This window comes from Streptomyces iakyrus, assembly GCF_000717055.1.
Taxonomy (GTDB): Bacteria; Actinomycetota; Actinomycetes; order Streptomycetales; family Streptomycetaceae; genus Streptomyces; species Streptomyces iakyrus.
On record NZ_JNXI01000003.1, the window covers coordinates 380,150 to 397,666 of the forward strand.

Here is a 17,517-nt window from a genome sequence, read left to right on the forward strand (position 1 = left end):
CCTCCCGGGGACAGTCTCCTCAGGGGAGGACCCGGGCGCATCCGGAAACTCATCGGTCAGCGGGCCCACCAGCGGTGATGCCGTGCCGCGGGGGTCACCCGGCCGGCCGACGGCCTCTGCGGCGGAGCCGGCTCAGCAGGCCGTGGGGAGGGGTGAGCTCGGGGGGTGCGGGCCGCTCCGCCACCGGAGCCGGGTCCGGAGCCGGGTCGGGCGCGGACGGACGGGGTCCGGGCGGAGGTGTCAGGGGGAGCCCTGCCGCCACGGGGTGCCGGCGGCGGGCCTCCTCCATCGTATGCACCAGGTCCGCGCGGAACCAGGACACTTCGTCCGGGTCGCTCGCCGTCATCAGCTTCTCCGCCAGCTCGGCGGTGGCCGAACCCGGTGCGCCGTGCGCCGGAAGCCGGGGGCGGCGGTCGTCGAGGAGGGCACGCTCGTAGGGGTCCGGGACGACGTCCGCCACGTCGGCCGGGTCGAGGAGACAGGCGACCGCTGCCGCGCGGGCCCAGGGGTCGTCCCCCGCGTCCCGGGTCAGGAATCCGACGTGACGCCCCCGCCAGTTGCGCGGCCGCCGGTCCATTCCGGCCTTCAGCCCTACCCGGATCTCGACAGGCGTGCGACGGGCCCTCAGCAGCGGGGCGTTGCTCCTCTCAGCCGCGAACTGCCGTAGCTCTTCGGCCAGGTACAGCCAGACGACGGTCCGGTAGCGGTTGAGGTAGAAGGTCACCGGCACGAGCAGGCCATAGCGCGCGAGGCTCGTGAACCTGGTGGGTGCCACCTCCATGAGCCGGGCGCCCTCGGTGGTACCGACGGTCGCGACGCGCCGGCGCAGGGTTTCCGGAAAACCCTCCCCGGAGCACAGCCGGTCGATCTCGCCCCGGGCGACGCGCCGGCCCCCGCCTCCTTCGTCGGGAACGGTCCGGATGAGCCCCAGGTTCACCGCGAGGTCGAACTCGCCCCGCTTCAGGTCCAGTTCCCGGGCGGCCCGGCTCGGGGCGCAGGTGAGGCGGTCTGTAGTCGTGCCGGTACGTGACATGGTCGGTCTCCCCCGTGGAGTCAGAGTCAGCGGCTCACTGCCGTGTGCGGTCGGTGTGCGATCGCTGTGTGCGATCGCCGTCCGCATTCGCCGTCCGCGATCGCCGTGAAAAAACCGTAGCCGGTTCGGCGGATCTCGGCGCGAGCCTGTGGATAACTCCACGGAGGTGACGAACGTGCAGCTCAGAGGTCCGTGATCGGTTTCGGCTCGGGCTGGCGTGCGTCCACGTCGAGGTGCTCGCCGACCCGGTTGACCAGCAGTGTCATCTCGTAGGCGATCTGGCCGATGTCGGCTTCCGCGCCGCTGAGTACGCACAGACAGCTGCCCGTCCCGGCCGCGGTGACGAAAAGCACCGCGTCGTCGAACTCGATCATCGTCTGGCGGACGTTGCCCGCGCCGAAGTGCCGTCCGGAGCCCTTGGCCAGGCTGTGCAGCCCGGACGACACGGCCGCGAGGTGCTCGGCGTCCTCGCGGCGCAGTCCGGTGCTCGCGCCGGTCACCAGGCCGTCGTTGGACAGGACGAGTGCGTGCCGCACTTCGTGGACGCGCTCGGTCAAGTCGTCCAGCAGCCAGTCGAGTCCCTGGTTCTGCGCCATCTTCCGGTCTCCCCGTTTTCTCCCCGTGTGATTCCCCTCCTGGCCGGAGGATCTCCATCTCAGACTTCCCCACGACCGCGGCCGGGGCAAGGAGGATGAGAGCCATGGCAGAGAAGATGACCGACGCGCAATGGCGGGAGTTCGTCTCCCACGGCACCCGCACCGCGAAGCTGTCCACGGTCCGGGCGGACGGCAGCCCGCACGTGACCCCGATCTGGTTCCTGCTGGACGGGGACGAGGTGGTGTTCAACACCGGCAAGGACAGCGTGAAGGGGCGCAACATCCTCCGGGACGGCCGGATCGCCCTGTGCGTGGACGACGACCGGCCGCCGTACTCGTTCGTGGTGCTGCGGGGCCGTGCCCGGGTCTCGGACGACCTCGACGAGATCCGGTACTGGGCCACCCGGATCGGTGCGCGGTACATGGGCGAGGAGCGCGCCGAGGAGTTCGGCGCGCGCAACGGCGTGCCCGGCGAACTCCTCGTCCGTGTCGCCGTCGACAGGGTGCTGGCGGAGCGGGACGTCGCGAACTGACCGCGGGACGGCCCTGGTTTGCGGTCAGCCGACCGAGTCGAGCAGCCGGGCGGTGTGCATCCGCCCGGCGTACTCGACGAGCCGGATCAGCACCTCCTTCCCCGAGTCGCGGTCCCGGGCGTCGCACAGCACCACGGGTGTGCCCCTGTCGAGGTCGAGTGCGCGCGAGACGTCCGGGGCGCCGTGCCGCCTGGCGCCCGCGAAGCAGTTGACCGCCACGACGAAGGGGATGCGCCGGTGCTCGAAGTAGTCGACCGCGGGGAAGCAGTCCTCAAGGCGACGGGTGTCCGCGAGGACGACAGCTCCGAGCGCCCCCTGTGACAACTCGTCCCACAGGAACCAGAACCGGTCCTGGCCCGGGGTGCCGAACAGGTACAGGGACAGACCGGATCGGATGGTGATGCGTCCGAAGTCCATGGCGACGGTCGTGGTCGTCTTGTGGTCCACGCCGTCGGTGTCGTCCACCGACTGGCCCGCTTCGCTGAGGAGTTCCTCGGTCCGCAGCGGCCGGATCTCGCTGACGGCGCCCACCAGGGTGGTCTTGCCCACGCCGAATCCGCCGGCGACCAGAATCTTCAGCGCCAGTGCGGCGCTCTCGCCGCCCGGGGCGTCGGAGTGCTCGGAGACCATTGATCACTTCTCTCAGGAGTGCCGGTGTGGTGAATGCGCGAGTGCTGTGGGTGCTCTGGGTCGTCTGGTCCGGTGGGGCGTCGGGGCTTCGGGGGCGTGGAGCGTTGCGGCGTGGGACGTCGGGGGCTACAGCGCTCTCAGGCCCTCGATCACCTCGCGCAGGATCCGTTCGTCGGGCAGCTGCGCCGGTGGTACGGGACGGCTGACGGTGACGCAGCCGAGCTCCAGGAGATCGCCGAGGAGCACCCTGACCACGCCGACGGGCAGGTCCGCGCCGGCGGCGAGTTCGGCGACCGACTGGGTCTCCGGGCGGCACAGGTCGAGGAGGTTGCGGTGTTCCGGGCCGAGCGGTGCGTCGTCCACTCCGGGTGCGCCCGGGTCCAGGGTGACCAGGGCGATCAGGTCGAACCGGACGCCGGTGGGGCCGGGCCGGGTGCGTCCGCCCGTCATCGCGTAGGGGCGGACGAGCGGGCCGGCCTCGTTGTCGTACCACTGGCTGCCCTGCTCGCGCGGGGCGCCCGTCATGTCCTCGGTCATCTGCGCGGACCGTTCTCCCGGTTCATCCTGCGGCGGGGGGCTGCGCGGCCGTGCGGGGCGCCGTGCCGAGGTGCTCGCCGACGCGTTTGACCAGGCGGGCCATCTCATAGGCCACGAGGCCGATGTCGGCGGTGACGGCGGTGAGGAGGGCGAGGCAGGATCCGTCGCCCGCGGCGGCCACGAACAGGAAGCCCTCGTCCATCTCCACCATGGTCTGGCGGACCCCGCCGGCGCCGAAGTGCCGTCCCGCACCCTTGGCGAGGCTGTGGAAACCCGAGGCGACGGCGGCGAGGTGCTCGGCGTCCTCGCGGCGCAGGCCGGTCGAGGCGCCCACGGCGAGGCCGTCGTTGGACAGCACCACCGCGTGCCGGACGTCGCTCACGCGGAGCACCAGATCGTCCAGCAGCCAGTCGAGTTCGCCGGAGTGCCGGGCGGACTGTGTGCTCGGATCCTGGATCATGCGGGGTCTCCTTCGCTGCTGTCGCTGCCCGTCACGGGGCCCGGGGTGGTACCGCGGCCGGGTTGCCTGCCGCCGCCGCGCGCCCATCCGGAGCGGTAGGCCGCCATGCGGTCCCGTACGAGTTCGGGGGTGCGCTCGTCGTCCCGGGGAGGGGGCGCCGACGGCTGCTCCTCGGGACGCTTGTCGCGCAGTTGGGGAGCGAGGCTGGCCTGTCGTACGCGGCGCGGGAGGTCGTCGGAGTCTTCGGGCTGCTGCGGCTCGCGGTGCAGTCGCAAGGTGGCGACTCCTGGGGGTGGGGTCTGGCTCGGGGTCTCCTGGTGACGCGGCCCGTCCGCGTGACGCGAGTTGTCCGCGTGACGCGAGTTGTCCGCGGTGTACGGGCTGTCCGGGTGGCGCAGGGGCCCGCGCTCCGCGGGGGCCGGTACGGGGGCCACGAGGGCGCGCAGGTCGGCCTGGGCCGGGACGGCGTCCTGGAGGGCGGTGTCGTCGGGCACACGCGCGTAGGCGCGTTCTCCGGGCTGCCGCGCGGGTTGCGCCGCTTCGGGGGCCCGTTCCGCCGCGCCGGTGTGGAGCAGAGCGGTGGGCAGCAGGACGACCGCGGTGGTGCCGCCGTACGGGGAGGTCCTCAGGTGGACCTTGACGTCGTGCCGGGCGGCGAGCCTGCTGACCACGAAGAGGCCGAGCCGGTCACTGTCGAACAGGTCGAGCGCCTCGGACTGGGCGATGCGGCGGTTGGCTTCGGCGAGGGTCTCCTTGCCCATGCCGAGGCCACGGTCCTCGACCTCCACGGCGTAGCCGTTGCCGACCGGCTCTCCGGTGACGCGCACGCGCGTGTGGGGCGGTGAGAACTGGGCGGCGTTCTCGATGATCTCGGCCAGCAGGTGCGTGAGGTCGGCGACGGCCGCGCCGGCCACGGCGGCCTCGGGTAGTTGACGCACCTCCACGCGCGCGTAGTCCTCCACTTCGGATACGGCCGCGCGGACCACGTTCGTGAGGGAGACCGGCATGCGCCAGGCCCGGCCGGGGGCGGCTCCGGAGAGGATGATCAGGCTCTCCGCGTGGCGCCGCATGCGGGTGGTGAGGTGGTCGAGGCGGAAGAGGTCGCTCAGCTCGTTCGGGTCGTCGGAGCGGCGTTCCATGCTGTCGAGGAGGGCCAGCTGCCGGTGGACGAGGATCTGGCTGCGGCGGGCGAGGTTGACGAAGACACCGGAGATGCCGCTGGCGAGTTCGGCGCGTTCCACGGCGGCCCGCAACGCGGCGCGGTGCACTGTGCCGAGGGCCTCGGCGACCTGCCCGGTCTCGTCCTCGGCGGGCGCTCCCGGCGGGGCCTCGGCGCGGATGTCGATCTCCTCGCCCGCGCGCAGTTTCCGCATGGCGTCGGGGAGTTTGCGCCGGGCGATCTCCAGGGCGCTGTTGCGCAGGCTGACCAGTTCGATCACGAGGCCGCGTCCGATGCGTACGGAGATGACGAGCGAGGCGGCGACGGCGGCGAGTCCGAGCAGCACGGCGGCGCCGGCCGGGGTGAGCAGTCCCCGGGTGAACGGGTCGGCCCGTTCCGCGACCCCGCGTGCCGCGTCGTCCTCGATGACGCGCATGCCGTTCTGCACGCGCGCGTGGGCCGTGTTCCAGGTGCTCTCGGGTGCCGCGTCGACCGCCTTGGAGCCGGGCCCGCCGGCGAGGACTCCGTTCTCGGCGTCGCTCAGGCTGGTGTAAGCGCTGCTGTCGGCGAGGGCGTCCCATGCGGAGCGCTCGGTGCCGCTCAGGTCCGCCACGGCCGACTCGGTGAGCGTGCGGCGCAGGCCGACGGCACCGGTGAAGAGCCGGAGCCGCTCCCCGGTCAGGGTTCCGTCCAGGCGGGCGCTCGCCAGCACCGCGTCCTCCTGGGCCAGTGCCTCGCCCGCCCGGGCGAATTCGAGGAGCACACGTGCGTCGGAGCCGAGGTCGGCGTCCCGGATGCCGGTGAGGGCGCCGCCGACGCCGAAGGCGGCCGAGATGGTCCGGGTGTAGCGGTCGTGGGTCTCGGCCCAGCCCGCGCGCCGGTCCTGAACCGCGGTGCGCAGTGCCGGCAGTTGCCCGGCACCGGCGACGAAGTCCTTCAGCCGCTGGGCGACTCCGGCGGGCAGTTCCCCGCTGTCGGCGACGGTGGCGTTCTTGCCGAGCCGCAGTTTTGCGACGGCCCGGTCGGTGCGCCGGGCGAGCTCGTCCAGTTCGCCGGTTCGGACGGCGGACGGGTCGGTGGCGTGGCGTACGGCGGCGGCGCGTTCGGCCTGGAGGGCGGCGACGGCGGCCGAGACGGGGGCGCGGACCGTGGCGTCGACGCGCTGTACCTGCCGTAGCCCGGAGACGTCCTGGGCGGTGGTGACGGTGGCGTAGGCCCACAGAGCCAGGAGGGAGACGACCGGCACCATCAGCAGGCACACGATCTTGGCGCGGACGGTGCGGGGGCGTATGTGCCAGCGCTCCGCGCGCGGGGGTGGCGCTTCCGGCGTGCCGCCCGAGGCTGTCTCGGGGCCCTCGTCGGCCGGTGGTCCGGCATGCGCACGGCGACCGCGCACGGGAGGGGACGGCGCCTCGGCGCCGGCTGTGGGGGTCCTACGGGGTGTTCGCATGGACTCCTCGCTCGGAGTGGGTCGGGGCGTTGGGGCCGGCGGCTGGGCAGGACGGGGGGGGCGGGGTGGCGCAGTCTCGTACTAGGGCCCCTCGGGAGCGTCGTCGGGCGCAGAGCTCAGCGCCGGGCTCGGAGCGGCCGGGCTGGGGCCGGCCGTTCAAGCCGTGGCCGGGCGCGCAACCGGGCCGCTGGGTCGGCCCGGACATCGCCTCTGTTGCCCCTCGCCCTGCCCGCCACTGGCCCCGGAGGGCCGGCCCTCACAACCGTCGGCGCTTCCGAGGGCCTGGTGCACCGTCCCTTGACCGCAAGGTGCCGGGCCCGTATCGCCCGGCCCGTCACGCGGCCGGTGGCAGGCTGCGCGGCTAGGGGGCGGCGCTCTGCACCGGCCGCTGGGCCGAGGCGGACGCCGCGCGTTCGCCCGCCGTCGGCGACAGTGCGACGAAGGCCGAGGTCAGGAAGAGATAGGAGCCGAGGCCGACGGCGAGGGGGAAGATGAACTGCATCGCCGTGGCCCCGGGCAGGGCCTCCGCGGAGGGCGAGACGCGCACGCCCACCGCGAACATCCCGGTGTAGTGCATGCTGCTGACCGCCGCGCCCATGATCAGGGACGCGATGGTGACCGCCACGGGCGACTTGATGTTGAGGGCCGCCCACAGGGCCGCCGTCGCCGCGACGACGGCGATCAGGACGGAGAGTCCGACGAGCAGCGGGTCGTAGGTCACGTCGCCGTGCAGCCGGACGGCCGCCATACCCAGGTAGTGCATGCTGGCCACCCCGAGGCCGGTGGTGAGCCCGCCGACGAGCAGGGCCCGGCCGCGGTCCCTGCCGTAGCCGACGGCGAAGACGCCGGCGCAGACGACGACCATGGCGACGAGCAGGCTCAGCAGAGTGAGCGGCACGTCGTAGCGGATGTCGGTACCGGCGACGGCGAAGCCGAGCATGGCCACGAAGTGCATGGTCCAGATGCCGGTGCCGATCGCCGAGGCGGCGGTGACGAGCCAGTTGCGGCGCGAGCGTCCGGTGGTGGCGAGCGCGCGGACGGTGCAGCGCAGACCGAGCGCGGCGCCTATGCAGGCCATCACGTACGACAGTGCGGGGGTCAGCCACCCCAGGGCTGCGTGGTCCAGGTGTCCCATGGCCCCGGGACGCTAGACCCGGCAGGGGCGCACGAACGGGGTGCATTTCGAAAGGTGTTGGAATATGACCCAAGGATGTACCGGAACGATCGGGTCACGCTCGAACATGTGCACTGAAGCGTCAGCCGTGCCGGTGCGCAATCATGCAGGACATGAGCGACGAGCAGACGCGTCTTCAGGAGTTCTTCACCGCCCGCGCCGCCGACTGGGACAGCCGGTTCCCGGATGACGGTCCGGCCTACGCCGCCGCCGTCGCCGAGCTCGGGCTGCGGGCGGGTGACCGGGTGCTCGACGCGGGGTGCGGCACCGGCCGTGCCCTGCCGCCGTTGCGCGCCGCCGTAGGTGCCTCGGGAGTGGTTCTCGGGGCCGACCTCACGCCCGCCATGCTGCGGGAGGCCGCGCGAGCCGGCCGGGACCGTGACGGGCAGTTGCTGCTGACGGATGTCGCCGCGCTGCCCCTGCGCTCGCGGTCGCTGGACGCCGTGTTCGGGGCGGGCCTCATCTCGCACCTCGAAAGCCCGGCCGAGAACCTTCGGGAGCTGGCGCGCGTGGTACGCCCGGGTGGGGTGCTGGCGCTGTTCCACCCGATCGGCAGGGCGGCCCTCGCGGCACGCCACGGCCGCTCGATCACCTCGGACGACCTGCGCGCGGAGCCCAACCTCCGTCCGCTGCTGGCGTGTTCCGGGTGGCGCCTGACGTCCTACGTCGACGAGGACGCCCGTTTCCTGGCGCTCGCCGTGCGCGAGGACTGAGGCACCGCGTCACCCGGCCTCGGCGTCCGCGGCCGCGCGCCGCACGGGGCAGCCCCGGACCCCCCGGGACCGGGCGGGTGCCCAGGTCGGCGATCCGGTAGCCGTACGGGTAGCCCTTGATCTCCCAGTTCTGGCGGGCGAAGTGCGGGGCGCGCCGGGGCGGCAGCAGGCGGACGGCGCGGCCCCGCAGCCGCACCGCACGACGCACCCACGCGCGCGTGATGGCATGCGGCGGGGTGTAGCGGAAGGTGCGCAGCAGCGAGTCGTCGAGCAGGGCGAGGGTCGTGGTGCGCAGCAGGGGTGCGAGCGGGCCGGGGTACCAGGAGGCCATCAGCTCGAGTGTGGCGTCCGAGACGCGCCGGGCGTCCTCGTCCCAGGCGAAGTGGGCGGCCTCGTAGCTGTCGAGGCAGGTCTCGAATTCCTCGTAGGACTCGGGGATGCCCTTGATCCCCATGTGCCGGCCCAGGGTGCGGTAGTGGACGGCGCTCGCGACGGTCTCGTGGCGTGACATCCTGCGCCAGCCGTAGGCGTCGATCCACCGTTTGGGCATCACGACGAAGGTGCACAGCACGTAGCGCATGTCGTCGTCGCTGATGTCGTAGCTGCGGTGCATCTGGTTGATGCGGCGGATCGCCGTCCTGCCCTCGTCGCTGCCGAAGCCGTGCTCGACGATGGTGTCCAGGAGCAGCGCGGTGTCGTCGTAGCGCTTCTGCGTCCGGTCCGTGAGCTCCGCCGTGCGCGCCAGCAGCCGGCCGATGCCCGGGACGGCGTAGGTGCGGTACAGGGCGAGCTCCAGGGCCCGGGCGAAGTCCCAGGGGAACTCGTACGCCACGCTGAGCCGGTAGATCTCGGTGGCCTCCTCGTACGGGTCCATCCGGCGGATCTGTTCGAGCCGCGAGAAGCGCTTCACCGTGCCGTCCCCCTTCTGCCACAGGTTCTCCAACTTTACGTTGGAGGCGAGGAGATGAACGACGAGGCACGGCAGGTGCGCAGGGGGCAGGTGATCAGCATGTGGAGCAGGTTCCGCAAAGCCGGGGGAAGGGTCGCCGATGTCTTGCGAACGGAGCAGAAGGCCAGTGAGGGCAAGCGTCCGCGCAATCTTTTCGAGGCCGCGGCGGCCTATGTCACGGCCTGCGCGGACGACGACCGGGCGCGGGCCGACGAGGCGGCGGGCTGGGTGTCGCCGGAGGCGCTGTCGTTCGGCGTGAACGAGCTGGCCTGCCGCGCCGTGATCGCGCTCGCCCGGGAACGCGGCGAGTCGCCGGAGACCGTGGCCCGCGACGTGCTGGGGCTGCCGGCGGCCTGATGCGCACCGAGCGGAAGGCCGATTCGCCCCGTCCGCCGGAAAACTGCAGGTCCGCGTGCGCATGCGAGGCCGTGACAAGGGGCTTGCAGGCGCACTAGGGTGCGCGCCGGTGGACGAACCGATGGGGAGGCTGGGATGGCCGGGACGGACGAGGAAGCCGTCGCCGCCGAGGACGATGCGCTCTATGTGCTGACGGCGGTGCTGCTGACGCCGGCGAAGTTCCCGAGCGTGCTGGGCGACGACTACCCAGAGGCATGCGCGGCGCTCGGTCTGGCACCGCTCGCCGACGGGTACGGCCTGGTACTCGGCCAGGACGGCGAGGGCGCCCGGTGGACGGTGGCCATCGACGACGTCTCGCTGGTGGCCGTCGCGATCGCGTCCTGGGACTGCGGCATGGAGTACGAGCTGTCGCCCGACGAGCGCACGGTCGTCGCGGCCCTGCCCGGCTGGCCTCTCGCGGTCGCCGTCGCGGCCCCTGGGGTGCCCGCGCCGCACGATCCCGACCCGGAGGCCGACGACCGGCCCCCGCTGGCTCCGCCGGACACCACCGTGTGGGGCCCGGCCCAGCGGCGCCTGGGCGCCGACGAGATCGCGCTGCAGTGGTCGACGTGGCGGGAGCAGATCGACGACGCCGAGTTCCCGACGGGGGCGGCGGCGGGGACGACCTCCGACGACCAGGGCGGGGCTGCCGACGGTCCGGACGGGCGCGGGGAGAGCGGGCAGAAGGGTGGCCACAGCGGCATCCGGCGCGTGCTCGCGGAGGTACGCACCTACATCGACTCACCGCCGCCGCTGGGCCGGGTCCGGTCGTCCTTCGCGCCGGGCGACGCCCGGACCCTGCGAGCCGACGGTCCGGGCTGGTCGCTCGTCGCCAGGACCGACGACATCGCTTTCGTGCTGCTCGACGAGGAACCCGGCGAGGTCCTGCCGGTGGGCCGGGGGCCGGAACTGCCGGGTCTCCTCGAGGCACTGGACAAGATGGCGGTACGGCCGAACTGAGCGGGGTCGGCCGAACCGAGCGGGTTGGGCCGAGCCGAGCCTGTTCGGCCGGGTCGCTGCGGTGCGGGCCGGGCAGCACCGGGTCAGCGCCTCAGCGGCCGAGCTCCTTGCGGGTGGCTCGGCGCAGCCTGCGCCGCTGCGATGGGTCCAGCGTGAGGTACGCGGCGGCCGGGACTCCCAGGATGATCAGGAGCGATGCCCACCAGGGCAGCCAGATCAGCAGGATGAGCCCGACCGCCACACCGCCCGCGGCGATCTTGGCGTTCTTCGACATGACTGTCGCCTCCTTCGCGGCCAGTGCCGCTCTCTGTCTCGAAAACGGACCCGCGTTCACGGCGGTTCCGGACCGCGACCCTGAGACATCCCTGAGGTGCATCCCTGACGCACCCCTGAGACCTCCATGGTGACCCAGCTCACACATCTGCCATACCCATGTGCGCCGGAAGTGCTGTACTCTCGGCGACTCCGCTGCCACTAGTCAAATTTGAGGAATCAGCCATAGCCGAGCATCCGACTCCCCCGGCACCCTCCTCCGACATCTCCGAACTGGCCCTCTGCCGCTCCGTGTTCCTGCCCGGCGACCCCGCACGCACCGGGAGTGTCGCCTTCTGGCGGCCCGACGGCGGTGCCCCTCCGCTGGTGTCCTCCTCGTCCGCCGCCGACCTGACCGTCGTCGTGCCGTATGACGGCGGGGTCGGGGAAGCGAGCATGCCCGCCGTCCTGGTGCCGGTGCGCACGGCCCTGCCCGTCCTCACGCGCGCGCGTGCCGCCGGGCCGGGGCACCGCTCCACCGTCTTCTGGGGCGCCGCGGCGTTGCACGCCCTGCGCCTCGTGGCGCGCGGACTGCTGCTGCCCGGCCTGTCCCCGGCTGAACACGACGCCTGGCGCGCGGGCCCGCTGAGCGCCCAGGACATCGAGGAGCTGCGCCGCCTGGCCGCCGCGATGCCGCCCGAGGCGCACGCCGCGCCCCTGGCAGGTGACGGGCCGCTGCGGCTGCCGGACCCGGAGCAGCTCCTGCGCGCCTTCCTCGACGCGGTCGCCGACACGCTGCCCCGCTCCCCCGCCGCGCCGCTGGTCACGGGCGGTCCCGCCTACGCGTCGCCGGAGCCGGTGCGGCTGCCCGAGCAGCGCGCCTGGACGGCCGACGTCGCGGCGGGCCACGACGCGGGCGTACGGCTGTCGCTGCGGATCGAGGCGGACGGCTTGACGGACGCGGCGGAGGACGGCACGGACGTGACGTTCCGGGCCGTGCTGCAGGTGCACAGCGTCAGCGATCCGGCACTCGTCGCGGACGCCGCGGACGTCTGGGCCGGCACCGGGGGCGAGGCCTTCGGTCCGCGGGCGCGGATGGACGCACTGCTCGCCCTGCGCCGGGCGGCCCGGGCCTGGACCCCGCTCACCCCCCTGCTGTCGGCGACCGTGCCGGACGCGGCCGAACTGGCCGACGAGGAGGTCACCGAGCTGCTCGGGGCGGGTGCCCTCGCACTGAGCGCGGCCGGGGTCGAGGTGCACTGGCCGAAGGGGCTGTCCCGTGAGCTCAGCACGCGCGCGGACGTGGGGCCTTCCGACGACGAGCGGGAACACGGGGCGACCGTCGCGGCCATGCCGTCGTTCCTGTCCGCCGACGCACTGCTCGCCTTCACGTGGTCGTTCGCCCTGGGTGACAGACGGCTGGACCGTGAGGAGCTGGACCGCCTGGCCGAGGCGAAGCGCCCGGTGGTACGACTGCGCGACCAGTGGGTCCTGATCGACCCTCAGGAGGCGCGCCTGGCCCGCTCCCGGCAGGACCGCAAGGTGACTCCGGTGGACGCCCTGGGCGCGGCCCTGACGGGCTGGGCGGAGGTGGACGGCAGCCGGGTCGAGGTGCGGCCCACCGGGTGGCTGGCGGCCCTCCGGGAGCGGCTCGCGGACCCGGAGGCGCAGCAGCCCGTCGAGCAGCCGGCCGCCCTCGCCGCCACTCTGCGGGACTACCAGCGGCGAGGCTTGAACTGGCTCGCCGGTATGACATCGCTCGGCCTTGGCTGCTGTCTCGCCGACGACATGGGACTCGGCAAGACGATCACCCTGATCGCCCTGCACCTGCACCGGCAGACCGACGCCGCCTCCGCCGGACCGACCCTGGTGGTCTGCCCGACGTCCCTGATGGGCAACTGGCAGCGGGAGATCGAACGGTTCGCGCCCGGCACGCCCGTGCGGCGCTTCCACGGAGCGCGGCGCGGCCTGGACGGCCTGGCGGACGGGGAGTTCGTGCTCACCACGTACGGCACAATGCGCCTGGACGCGCCCCGGCTCGCCGGGGTGCCGTGGGGCATGCTCGTGGCGGACGAGGCCCAGCACGTGAAGAACCCGTTCTCCTCGACCGCGCGACAGCTGCGCTCCATCGGCGCACGCGCGCGTGTGGCGCTCACCGGCACCCCGGTGGAGAACAACCTGTCGGAGTTGTGGGCGATCCTCGACTGGACGACCCCGGGGCTGCTGGGCCGGCTCGGCACCTTCCGCAGGCGGTACGCGGAAGCCGTCGAGGGCGGTCAGGACCCGGCCGCGGCCGACCGGCTGGCCAGGCTCGTACGGCCGTTCCTGCTGCGCCGCCGCAAGTCGGACCCCGGTATCGCGCCCGAGCTGCCGCCGAAGACGGAGACCGACCACGCCGTGTCGCTCACCCAGGAGCAGGCGGCGCTGTACGAAGCCGTGGTGCGTGAGGCGCTCGCGGAGATCTCCGGCGCCGGCAGCATGGCCCGGCGGGGCCTGATCGTGAAGCTGCTGACCGGTCTCAAGCAGATCTGCAACCACCCGGCGCAGTACCTCAAGGAGGAGCGGCCCGTGATCTCGGGGCGCTCCGGGAAACTGGAGCTGCTGGACGAGCTGCTCGGCACGATCCTCGCCGAGGAGGCGGGGGTGCTGGTGTTCACGCAGTACGTGCAGATGGCCCGCCTCCTCCAACGGCACCTTGCCGCCCGCGGCACACCCTCCCAGTTCCTGCACGGGGGGACGCCCGTCGCCGAGCGCGAGGCCATGGTGCGGCGCTTCCAGGACGGCGAAGTGCCGGTGTTCCTGTTGTCGTTGAAGGCGGCGGGCACCGGGCTGAACCTCACCCGGGCCGAGCATGTCGTGCACTACGACCGCTGGTGGAACCCGGCCGTCGAGGCACAGGCGACCGACCGCGCGTACCGCATCGGCCAGACCCGGCCCGTACAGGTGCACCGGATCATCGCGGAGGGAACGATCGAGGACCGCATCGCCGAACTGCTGCTGCGCAAGCGGGAACTGGCGGACGCGGTCCTGGGCGCCGGCGAGGCGGCGCTCACGGAACTGACGGACGCGGAACTGGCTGACCTGGTCGAACTGCGAGGGGGCCTGCGATGACTCGGCACGATGGCGACATGGAACGCACCTTCGCCGCGCTGCCGCCCGCGCACGGGCGGGGCTTCGCCGAGACCTGGTGGGGCCAGGCCTGGCTGAAGGCCCTGGAGGGCACGGCGCTGGACTCCCAGCAGCTCAAGACGGGCCGCCGGCTTGCCCGCGCGGGCGCTGTCGGAGCGGTGTCGGTGCGTCCGGGGCGGCTGACAGCCGTCGTCCAGGACCCCGACGGTTCGGCGCACCGGGCCGACGTGCTGCTGGAGGAGCTCTCGTCCGGGCAGTGGGACCACTTCCTGGACATGACGGCGGAACGGGCCGGTCATGTGGCGGCGCTGCTCGACCGGGAGATGCCGCCGCACCTGGTCGAGGACGCGGCCGACGCGGGCGTCGAACTGCTGCCGGGTCTGGGCGACCTGGAGCCGGAGTGCGACTGCGAGGCCTGGGACCACTGCGGGCACACGGCGGCCCTCTGCTACCAGGTGGCACGGCTGCTGGACCAGGATCCCTTCGTGCTGCTGCTGATGCGCGGACGCGACGAAACCGCCCTGCTGGAGGACCTTCAGGCGCGCAATGGGGCCGCTGCGGCGAGCTCCTCCGGGCCGGAGGGCGTCGACGCGGCCGAGGCTTACGCCGCCGGCGCCATCCTGCCCCCGCTCCCGGATCTGCCCGGACTCCCCGCTGAACCCGGTCTTCCGCCGTCCCTGGACACCGAGACACCCCCCGCCCCCGGTATCGACCCGGCCGCGCTGGCGTTCCTGGCCGCGCGGACGGCCGTAGCGGCGCACCGCCTGCTCGGGGAGGCGCTCCGGGGCACCGGTCACGAGGAGTTGACGGCGGCGCAGGACGCCGTGCGGCTGGCCGCGGGTGACCCCGGCCGGGAGATGAGCGACCGGCTCGCCGACGGGTCGGGACGCGGGCGGGAGGGGCTGGCGACGGCCGTGCGCGCCTGGCGTCACGGCGGGACGGCCGCACTCGCCGTCCTCGACGAGGAGTGGCGTGTGGAGGGCGAGACGCTCGCACGCGCGCGTGCCGCCCTTGAGTCGGCCTGGGACGCCGCAGAACGACCGGAGCTGCGGCAGCGGGGCAACCGGTGGACGGTCACCGGCGGGCCGGTCCAGCTGCGCCTCGGCCGGGACGGCCGCTGGTGGCCCTACCGCAAGGAGCGCGGCCGCTGGCTGCCCGCGGCAGGCCCCGCCCAGGATCCGGCGACGGCACTGGCCTCCGTGACGGGCACGGCGTCGGCCGACCCCGCCCCCGCAGAAGGGAATTTGCTGTGACACTCACGTGGTACGGCCCGGACGTCCTCACCGTCGCCGACGAGCTCACCGAGGCGTACGCCGAGGTCTTCACGGCACCGCCCTGGCAGCCCCGGGACGCCGAGGAGACCCGGGTGGAGTTCCGTCAGCGGCTGGAGACGGACGTGGGTCGTCCGGGGTTCCGGGCGGTGCTGGCGCTGTCCGAGGACGGCGGGGTGGACGGTTTCGCCACGGGCTGGACCACCCAGGCGCCCTTCCGGACCGACCGCGCTTACGGAAAGGTGACGCGGCGGCTCGGCGCCGAGCGGGTCGACGAGCTCCTCGTGGGCCGCTTCGAGATCGACGAACTGGGCGTGCGCTCCCGGGCCCGCGGTACCGGTCTGGGGCGGCGGCTGCTGTCCGCTCTCAGCTCCCGCGCACCCGGCGGCCGGGCCTGGCTGATGACCTGGAACGGCGCCCCGGACGCGCTGGCCTTCTACCGCCGGGCCGGATGGCAGGAGCCCGAACCCCTGCCGGGCGAGGAGACGGACATGGTGGTGTTCGTAGCCCCAGAGCCCGCTTGACGGCGACACCTCTTCGGGGCGCAGGCGTCAGGGCACCGACTCGCCCCCGTCCAGGGAGGGCAGGAGCGATGCCCAGCCGCTCGGCAGATCGCTGGGCAGATCGCTCGGGAGCCGAGTCGGGAAGCCCGACGGCAGCCGGGTCGGCAGCCCGCTCGGCAGTCCGGTCGGCAGCTGCGTGGGGATTCCGAAGGACGGTTCCGGAGAGCGGCTCGTGCTCCCGCCGGACGGTTCGGCGTCCGGCGAGTCGCCCCTGCCCGAGGCCATCAGCACCACGATGGCTACGGCTGCCACGGCCGCGAGCACGGCGAGCAGGATCAGCAGCGGATTCCGGCGCCGGGAAGGCCGGGGCGGATGCGGCGGTACAGGCGGCAGGGCCATACCGACAGAGTCGCCGCGCACCGCTCGGACCGGGAGGGGCGCACGGAAGCTGATACGGACTCATGGCATGGATCGCATGATTCCGCGGCATGACCAGCGGATCGCATGATTCCGGGGCATGCCGGGCCCGTCGGCGACCCGGATGATCGGCGGGCCCGGCAGGACACCGGGCCCGCACGCGCGCGTGGACTCAGCCACGTGCCCCCAGCAGATGGTCCATCGCCAGCTGGTCCAGGTGCTCGAAGGCCATGCCGCGCGCGGCAGCCGCCTCCACGTCGAACGCCTCGAACGCCGACCGGTCGGCGAGCAGTGCCTGGAGGCCGTCCGCGGCGGTGGGCTGGGCCAGCTCGTCGAGACGGGCCGCGCGCAGGGCTTCCTGCACCTCCGGGTCGGCACGGAAGGCGGCGGCGCGCTCCTTGAGGATGAGGTAGTTGCGCATGCAGCCGGCCGCCGAGGCCCACACGCCGTCGAGGTCCTCGGTCCGCGGCGGCTTGAAGTCGAAGTGCCGCGGACCGGCGTATCCGGCCGACTCCAGCAGGTCGACCAGCCAGAACGCGGCACGCAGGTCGCCGGCGCCGAAGCGCAGGTCCTGGTCGTACTTGATGCCGGACTGGCCGTTGAGGTCGATGTGGAAGAGCTTGCCCGCCCACAGCGCCTGCGCGATGCCGTGCGGGAAGTTCAGCCCGGCCATCTGCTCGTGCCCGACCTCGGGGTTGACGCCGTACAGCTCCGGCCGCTCCAGACGCTCGATGAACGCCAGGGCGTGGCCGACGGTCGGCAGCAGGATGTCGCCGCGCGGCTCGTTCGGCTTGGGCTCGATCGCGAAGCGCAGGTCGTAGCCCTGGGAGGTGACGTACTCGCCGAGCAGGTCGAAGGCCTCCTTCATCCGGTCCAGGGCCGCGCGGACGTCCTTGGCGGCACCGGACTCGGCCCCCTCACGGCCGCCCCAGGCCACGTACACCTGGGCGCCGAGCTCGGCGGCGAGGTCGATGTTGCGGATGGTCTTGCGCAGGGCGTAGCGGCGCACGTCGCGGTCGTTGGCGGTGAACGCGCCGTCCTTGAAGACCGGGTGCGTGAAGAGGTTGGTGGTGGCCATCGGGACCTTCATGCCCGTGGCGTCCAGCGCCTGCCGGAAGCGCTTGATGTGCGCCTCGCGCTCGGTGTCGCCCGAGCCGAACGGGATCAGGTCGTCGTCGTGGAAGGTCACGCCGTGGGCGCCCAGCTCGGCCAGCCGCTGCACCGTCTCGACCGGGTCGAGGGCGCGCCGCGTGGCGTCGCCGAAGGGATCCCGTCCCTGCCAGCCGACGGTCCACAGGCCGAAGGTGAACCTGTCCTCGGGGGTGGGCTGGAAGCTCATGCCGCGGCTCCTTGCT

At 73.2% G+C, this 17,517-nt stretch carries 17 protein-coding genes and 1 pseudogene; 7 read left to right on the plus strand and 11 right to left on the minus strand.

Annotated elements, in window-relative coordinates; all coding sequences use genetic code 11:
* Window positions 1-94: 94 nt before the first annotated feature.
* Window positions 95-1,033: a DUF6397 family protein gene (locus tag OO68_RS06720; protein WP_051814516.1), complete on the minus strand. Its 939-nt coding sequence runs from the start codon at window positions 1,031-1,033 to the stop codon at window positions 95-97.
* Window positions 1,034-1,215: 182 nt separating this feature from the next.
* Window positions 1,216-1,629 carry a roadblock/LC7 domain-containing protein gene (locus tag OO68_RS06725; protein WP_033307198.1) on the minus strand — a complete coding sequence of 138 codons (414 nt, stop codon included), beginning with the start codon at window positions 1,627-1,629 and terminating at the stop codon, window positions 1,216-1,218.
* A 104-nt stretch (window positions 1,630-1,733) separates the two neighbouring features.
* Between OO68_RS06725 and OO68_RS06730 the strand changes: the two genes are divergently transcribed.
* Window positions 1,734-2,162 (plus strand): PPOX class F420-dependent oxidoreductase, encoded by a 429-nt coding sequence (locus tag OO68_RS06730; RefSeq protein ID WP_033307199.1) that lies wholly within the window; start codon window positions 1,734-1,736, stop codon window positions 2,160-2,162.
* 24 nt (window positions 2,163-2,186) lie between these two features.
* On the opposite strand, the gene OO68_RS06735 is transcribed toward OO68_RS06730, so the two are convergent.
* The 5 genes from OO68_RS06735 to OO68_RS06755 form a co-directional block, all read right to left on the minus strand.
* On the minus strand, window positions 2,187-2,792 hold the full coding sequence (locus tag OO68_RS06735) for a GTP-binding protein (protein ID WP_033307200.1): 606 nt from the start codon (window positions 2,790-2,792) through the stop codon (window positions 2,187-2,189).
* 126 nt (window positions 2,793-2,918) lie between these two features.
* Entirely contained in the window at window positions 2,919-3,329 is a 411-nt protein-coding gene (locus OO68_RS06740; protein WP_033307201.1) for a DUF742 domain-containing protein, read from the minus strand.
* A gap of 22 nt (window positions 3,330-3,351) precedes the next feature.
* Window positions 3,352-3,789, minus strand: a complete 438-nt coding sequence (locus OO68_RS06745; RefSeq protein ID WP_033307202.1) for a roadblock/LC7 domain-containing protein — start codon at window positions 3,787-3,789, stop codon at window positions 3,352-3,354.
* Window positions 3,786-6,398 carry a sensor histidine kinase gene (locus tag OO68_RS06750; protein ID WP_033307203.1) on the minus strand — a complete coding sequence of 871 codons (2,613 nt, stop codon included), beginning with the start codon at window positions 6,396-6,398 and terminating at the stop codon, window positions 3,786-3,788. The genes OO68_RS06745 and OO68_RS06750 overlap by 4 nt, the downstream gene beginning before the upstream one ends.
* A 361-nt stretch (window positions 6,399-6,759) precedes the next feature.
* Complete coding sequence (locus OO68_RS06755) at window positions 6,760-7,533, minus strand: MHYT domain-containing protein (protein WP_033307204.1); 774 nt, start codon at window positions 7,531-7,533, stop codon at window positions 6,760-6,762.
* A 152-nt stretch (window positions 7,534-7,685) separates the two neighbouring features.
* Here OO68_RS06755 and OO68_RS06760 point away from each other — a divergent pair, with 152 nt between their 5' ends.
* On the plus strand, window positions 7,686-8,285 hold the full coding sequence (locus tag OO68_RS06760) for a class I SAM-dependent methyltransferase (RefSeq protein WP_033307518.1): 600 nt from the start codon (window positions 7,686-7,688) through the stop codon (window positions 8,283-8,285).
* A 9-nt stretch (window positions 8,286-8,294) separates the two neighbouring features.
* Here OO68_RS06760 and OO68_RS47485 read toward each other — a convergent pair.
* Window positions 8,295-9,195: pseudogene (locus tag OO68_RS47485) on the minus strand (oxygenase MpaB family protein).
* A 99-nt stretch (window positions 9,196-9,294) separates the two neighbouring features.
* Between OO68_RS47485 and OO68_RS06770 the strand changes: the two are divergent.
* Together OO68_RS06770 and OO68_RS06775 are read left to right on the plus strand one after the other, a co-directional pair.
* A complete protein-coding gene (locus OO68_RS06770; protein ID WP_033307519.1) occupies window positions 9,295-9,591 on the plus strand; it encodes a hypothetical protein in 297 nt (98 codons plus the stop codon).
* Window positions 9,592-9,726: 135 nt separating this feature from the next.
* Window positions 9,727-10,590: a hypothetical protein gene (locus tag OO68_RS06775; protein ID WP_033307205.1), complete on the plus strand. Its 864-nt coding sequence runs from the start codon at window positions 9,727-9,729 to the stop codon at window positions 10,588-10,590.
* A 91-nt stretch (window positions 10,591-10,681) separates the two neighbouring features.
* On the opposite strand, the gene OO68_RS06780 is transcribed toward OO68_RS06775, so the two are convergent.
* On the minus strand, window positions 10,682-10,864 hold the full coding sequence (locus OO68_RS06780; protein ID WP_010040978.1) for a tail-anchor membrane protein: 183 nt from the start codon (window positions 10,862-10,864) through the stop codon (window positions 10,682-10,684).
* A gap of 158 nt (window positions 10,865-11,022) precedes the next feature.
* On the opposite strand from OO68_RS06780, the gene OO68_RS06785 reads away from it, so the two are divergent.
* From OO68_RS06785 to OO68_RS06795, 3 genes are read left to right on the plus strand one after another with little or no spacing between them, the layout of a single operon-like run.
* Window positions 11,023-13,953, plus strand: coding sequence for an SCO1167/SCO6262 family helicase (locus tag OO68_RS06785; RefSeq protein WP_245236919.1), 2,931 nt, complete (start codon window positions 11,023-11,025; stop codon window positions 13,951-13,953).
* Window positions 13,950-15,224 carry an SWIM zinc finger family protein gene (locus OO68_RS06790; protein ID WP_033307206.1) on the plus strand — a complete coding sequence of 425 codons (1,275 nt, stop codon included), beginning with the start codon at window positions 13,950-13,952 and terminating at the stop codon, window positions 15,222-15,224. The genes OO68_RS06785 and OO68_RS06790 overlap by 4 nt, the downstream gene beginning before the upstream one ends.
* A complete protein-coding gene (locus tag OO68_RS06795; RefSeq protein WP_033307207.1) occupies window positions 15,221-15,766 on the plus strand; it encodes a GNAT family N-acetyltransferase in 546 nt (181 codons plus the stop codon). The genes OO68_RS06790 and OO68_RS06795 overlap by 4 nt, the downstream gene beginning before the upstream one ends.
* 27 nt (window positions 15,767-15,793) lie before the next feature.
* Here OO68_RS06795 and OO68_RS06800 read toward each other — a convergent pair whose 3' ends face one another.
* Window positions 15,794-16,144 carry a hypothetical protein gene (locus tag OO68_RS06800; RefSeq protein WP_033307208.1) on the minus strand — a complete coding sequence of 117 codons (351 nt, stop codon included), beginning with the start codon at window positions 16,142-16,144 and terminating at the stop codon, window positions 15,794-15,796.
* 190 nt (window positions 16,145-16,334) lie between these two features.
* On the minus strand, window positions 16,335-17,501 hold the full coding sequence (xylA, locus tag OO68_RS06805; protein ID WP_033307209.1) for a xylose isomerase: 1,167 nt from the start codon (window positions 17,499-17,501) through the stop codon (window positions 16,335-16,337).
* Between the last annotated feature and the right edge of the window lie 16 nt (window positions 17,502-17,517).

Excerpts from the sequence above, each read along its gene's own strand:
- OO68_RS06720 (WP_051814516.1), bottom strand. The coding sequence starts at position 1,033 with ATGTCACGTACCGGCACGACTACAGACCGCCTCACCTGCGCCCCGAGC.
- OO68_RS06725 (WP_033307198.1), bottom strand. The coding sequence starts at position 1,629 with ATGGCGCAGAACCAGGGACTCGACTGGCTGCTGGACGACTTGACCGAG.
- OO68_RS06730 (WP_033307199.1), top strand. The coding sequence starts at position 1,734 with ATGGCAGAGAAGATGACCGACGCGCAATGGCGGGAGTTCGTCTCCCAC.
- OO68_RS06735 (WP_033307200.1), bottom strand. The coding sequence starts at position 2,792 with ATGGTCTCCGAGCACTCCGACGCCCCGGGCGGCGAGAGCGCCGCACTG.
- OO68_RS06740 (WP_033307201.1), bottom strand. The coding sequence starts at position 3,329 with ATGACCGAGGACATGACGGGCGCCCCGCGCGAGCAGGGCAGCCAGTGG.
- OO68_RS06745 (WP_033307202.1), bottom strand. The coding sequence starts at position 3,789 with ATGATCCAGGATCCGAGCACACAGTCCGCCCGGCACTCCGGCGAACTC.
- OO68_RS06750 (WP_033307203.1), bottom strand. The coding sequence starts at position 6,398 with ATGCGAACACCCCGTAGGACCCCCACAGCCGGCGCCGAGGCGCCGTCC.
- OO68_RS06755 (WP_033307204.1), bottom strand. The coding sequence starts at position 7,533 with ATGGGACACCTGGACCACGCAGCCCTGGGGTGGCTGACCCCCGCACTG.
- OO68_RS06760 (WP_033307518.1), top strand. The coding sequence starts at position 7,686 with ATGAGCGACGAGCAGACGCGTCTTCAGGAGTTCTTCACCGCCCGCGCC.
- OO68_RS06770 (WP_033307519.1), top strand. The coding sequence starts at position 9,295 with ATGTGGAGCAGGTTCCGCAAAGCCGGGGGAAGGGTCGCCGATGTCTTG.
- OO68_RS06775 (WP_033307205.1), top strand. The coding sequence starts at position 9,727 with ATGGCCGGGACGGACGAGGAAGCCGTCGCCGCCGAGGACGATGCGCTC.
- OO68_RS06780 (WP_010040978.1), bottom strand. The coding sequence starts at position 10,864 with ATGTCGAAGAACGCCAAGATCGCCGCGGGCGGTGTGGCGGTCGGGCTC.
- OO68_RS06785 (WP_245236919.1), top strand. The coding sequence starts at position 11,023 with ATGTGCGCCGGAAGTGCTGTACTCTCGGCGACTCCGCTGCCACTAGTC.
- OO68_RS06790 (WP_033307206.1), top strand. The coding sequence starts at position 13,950 with ATGACTCGGCACGATGGCGACATGGAACGCACCTTCGCCGCGCTGCCG.
- OO68_RS06800 (WP_033307208.1), bottom strand. The coding sequence starts at position 16,144 with ATGGCCCTGCCGCCTGTACCGCCGCATCCGCCCCGGCCTTCCCGGCGC.
- xylA (WP_033307209.1), bottom strand. The coding sequence starts at position 17,501 with ATGAGCTTCCAGCCCACCCCCGAGGACAGGTTCACCTTCGGCCTGTGG.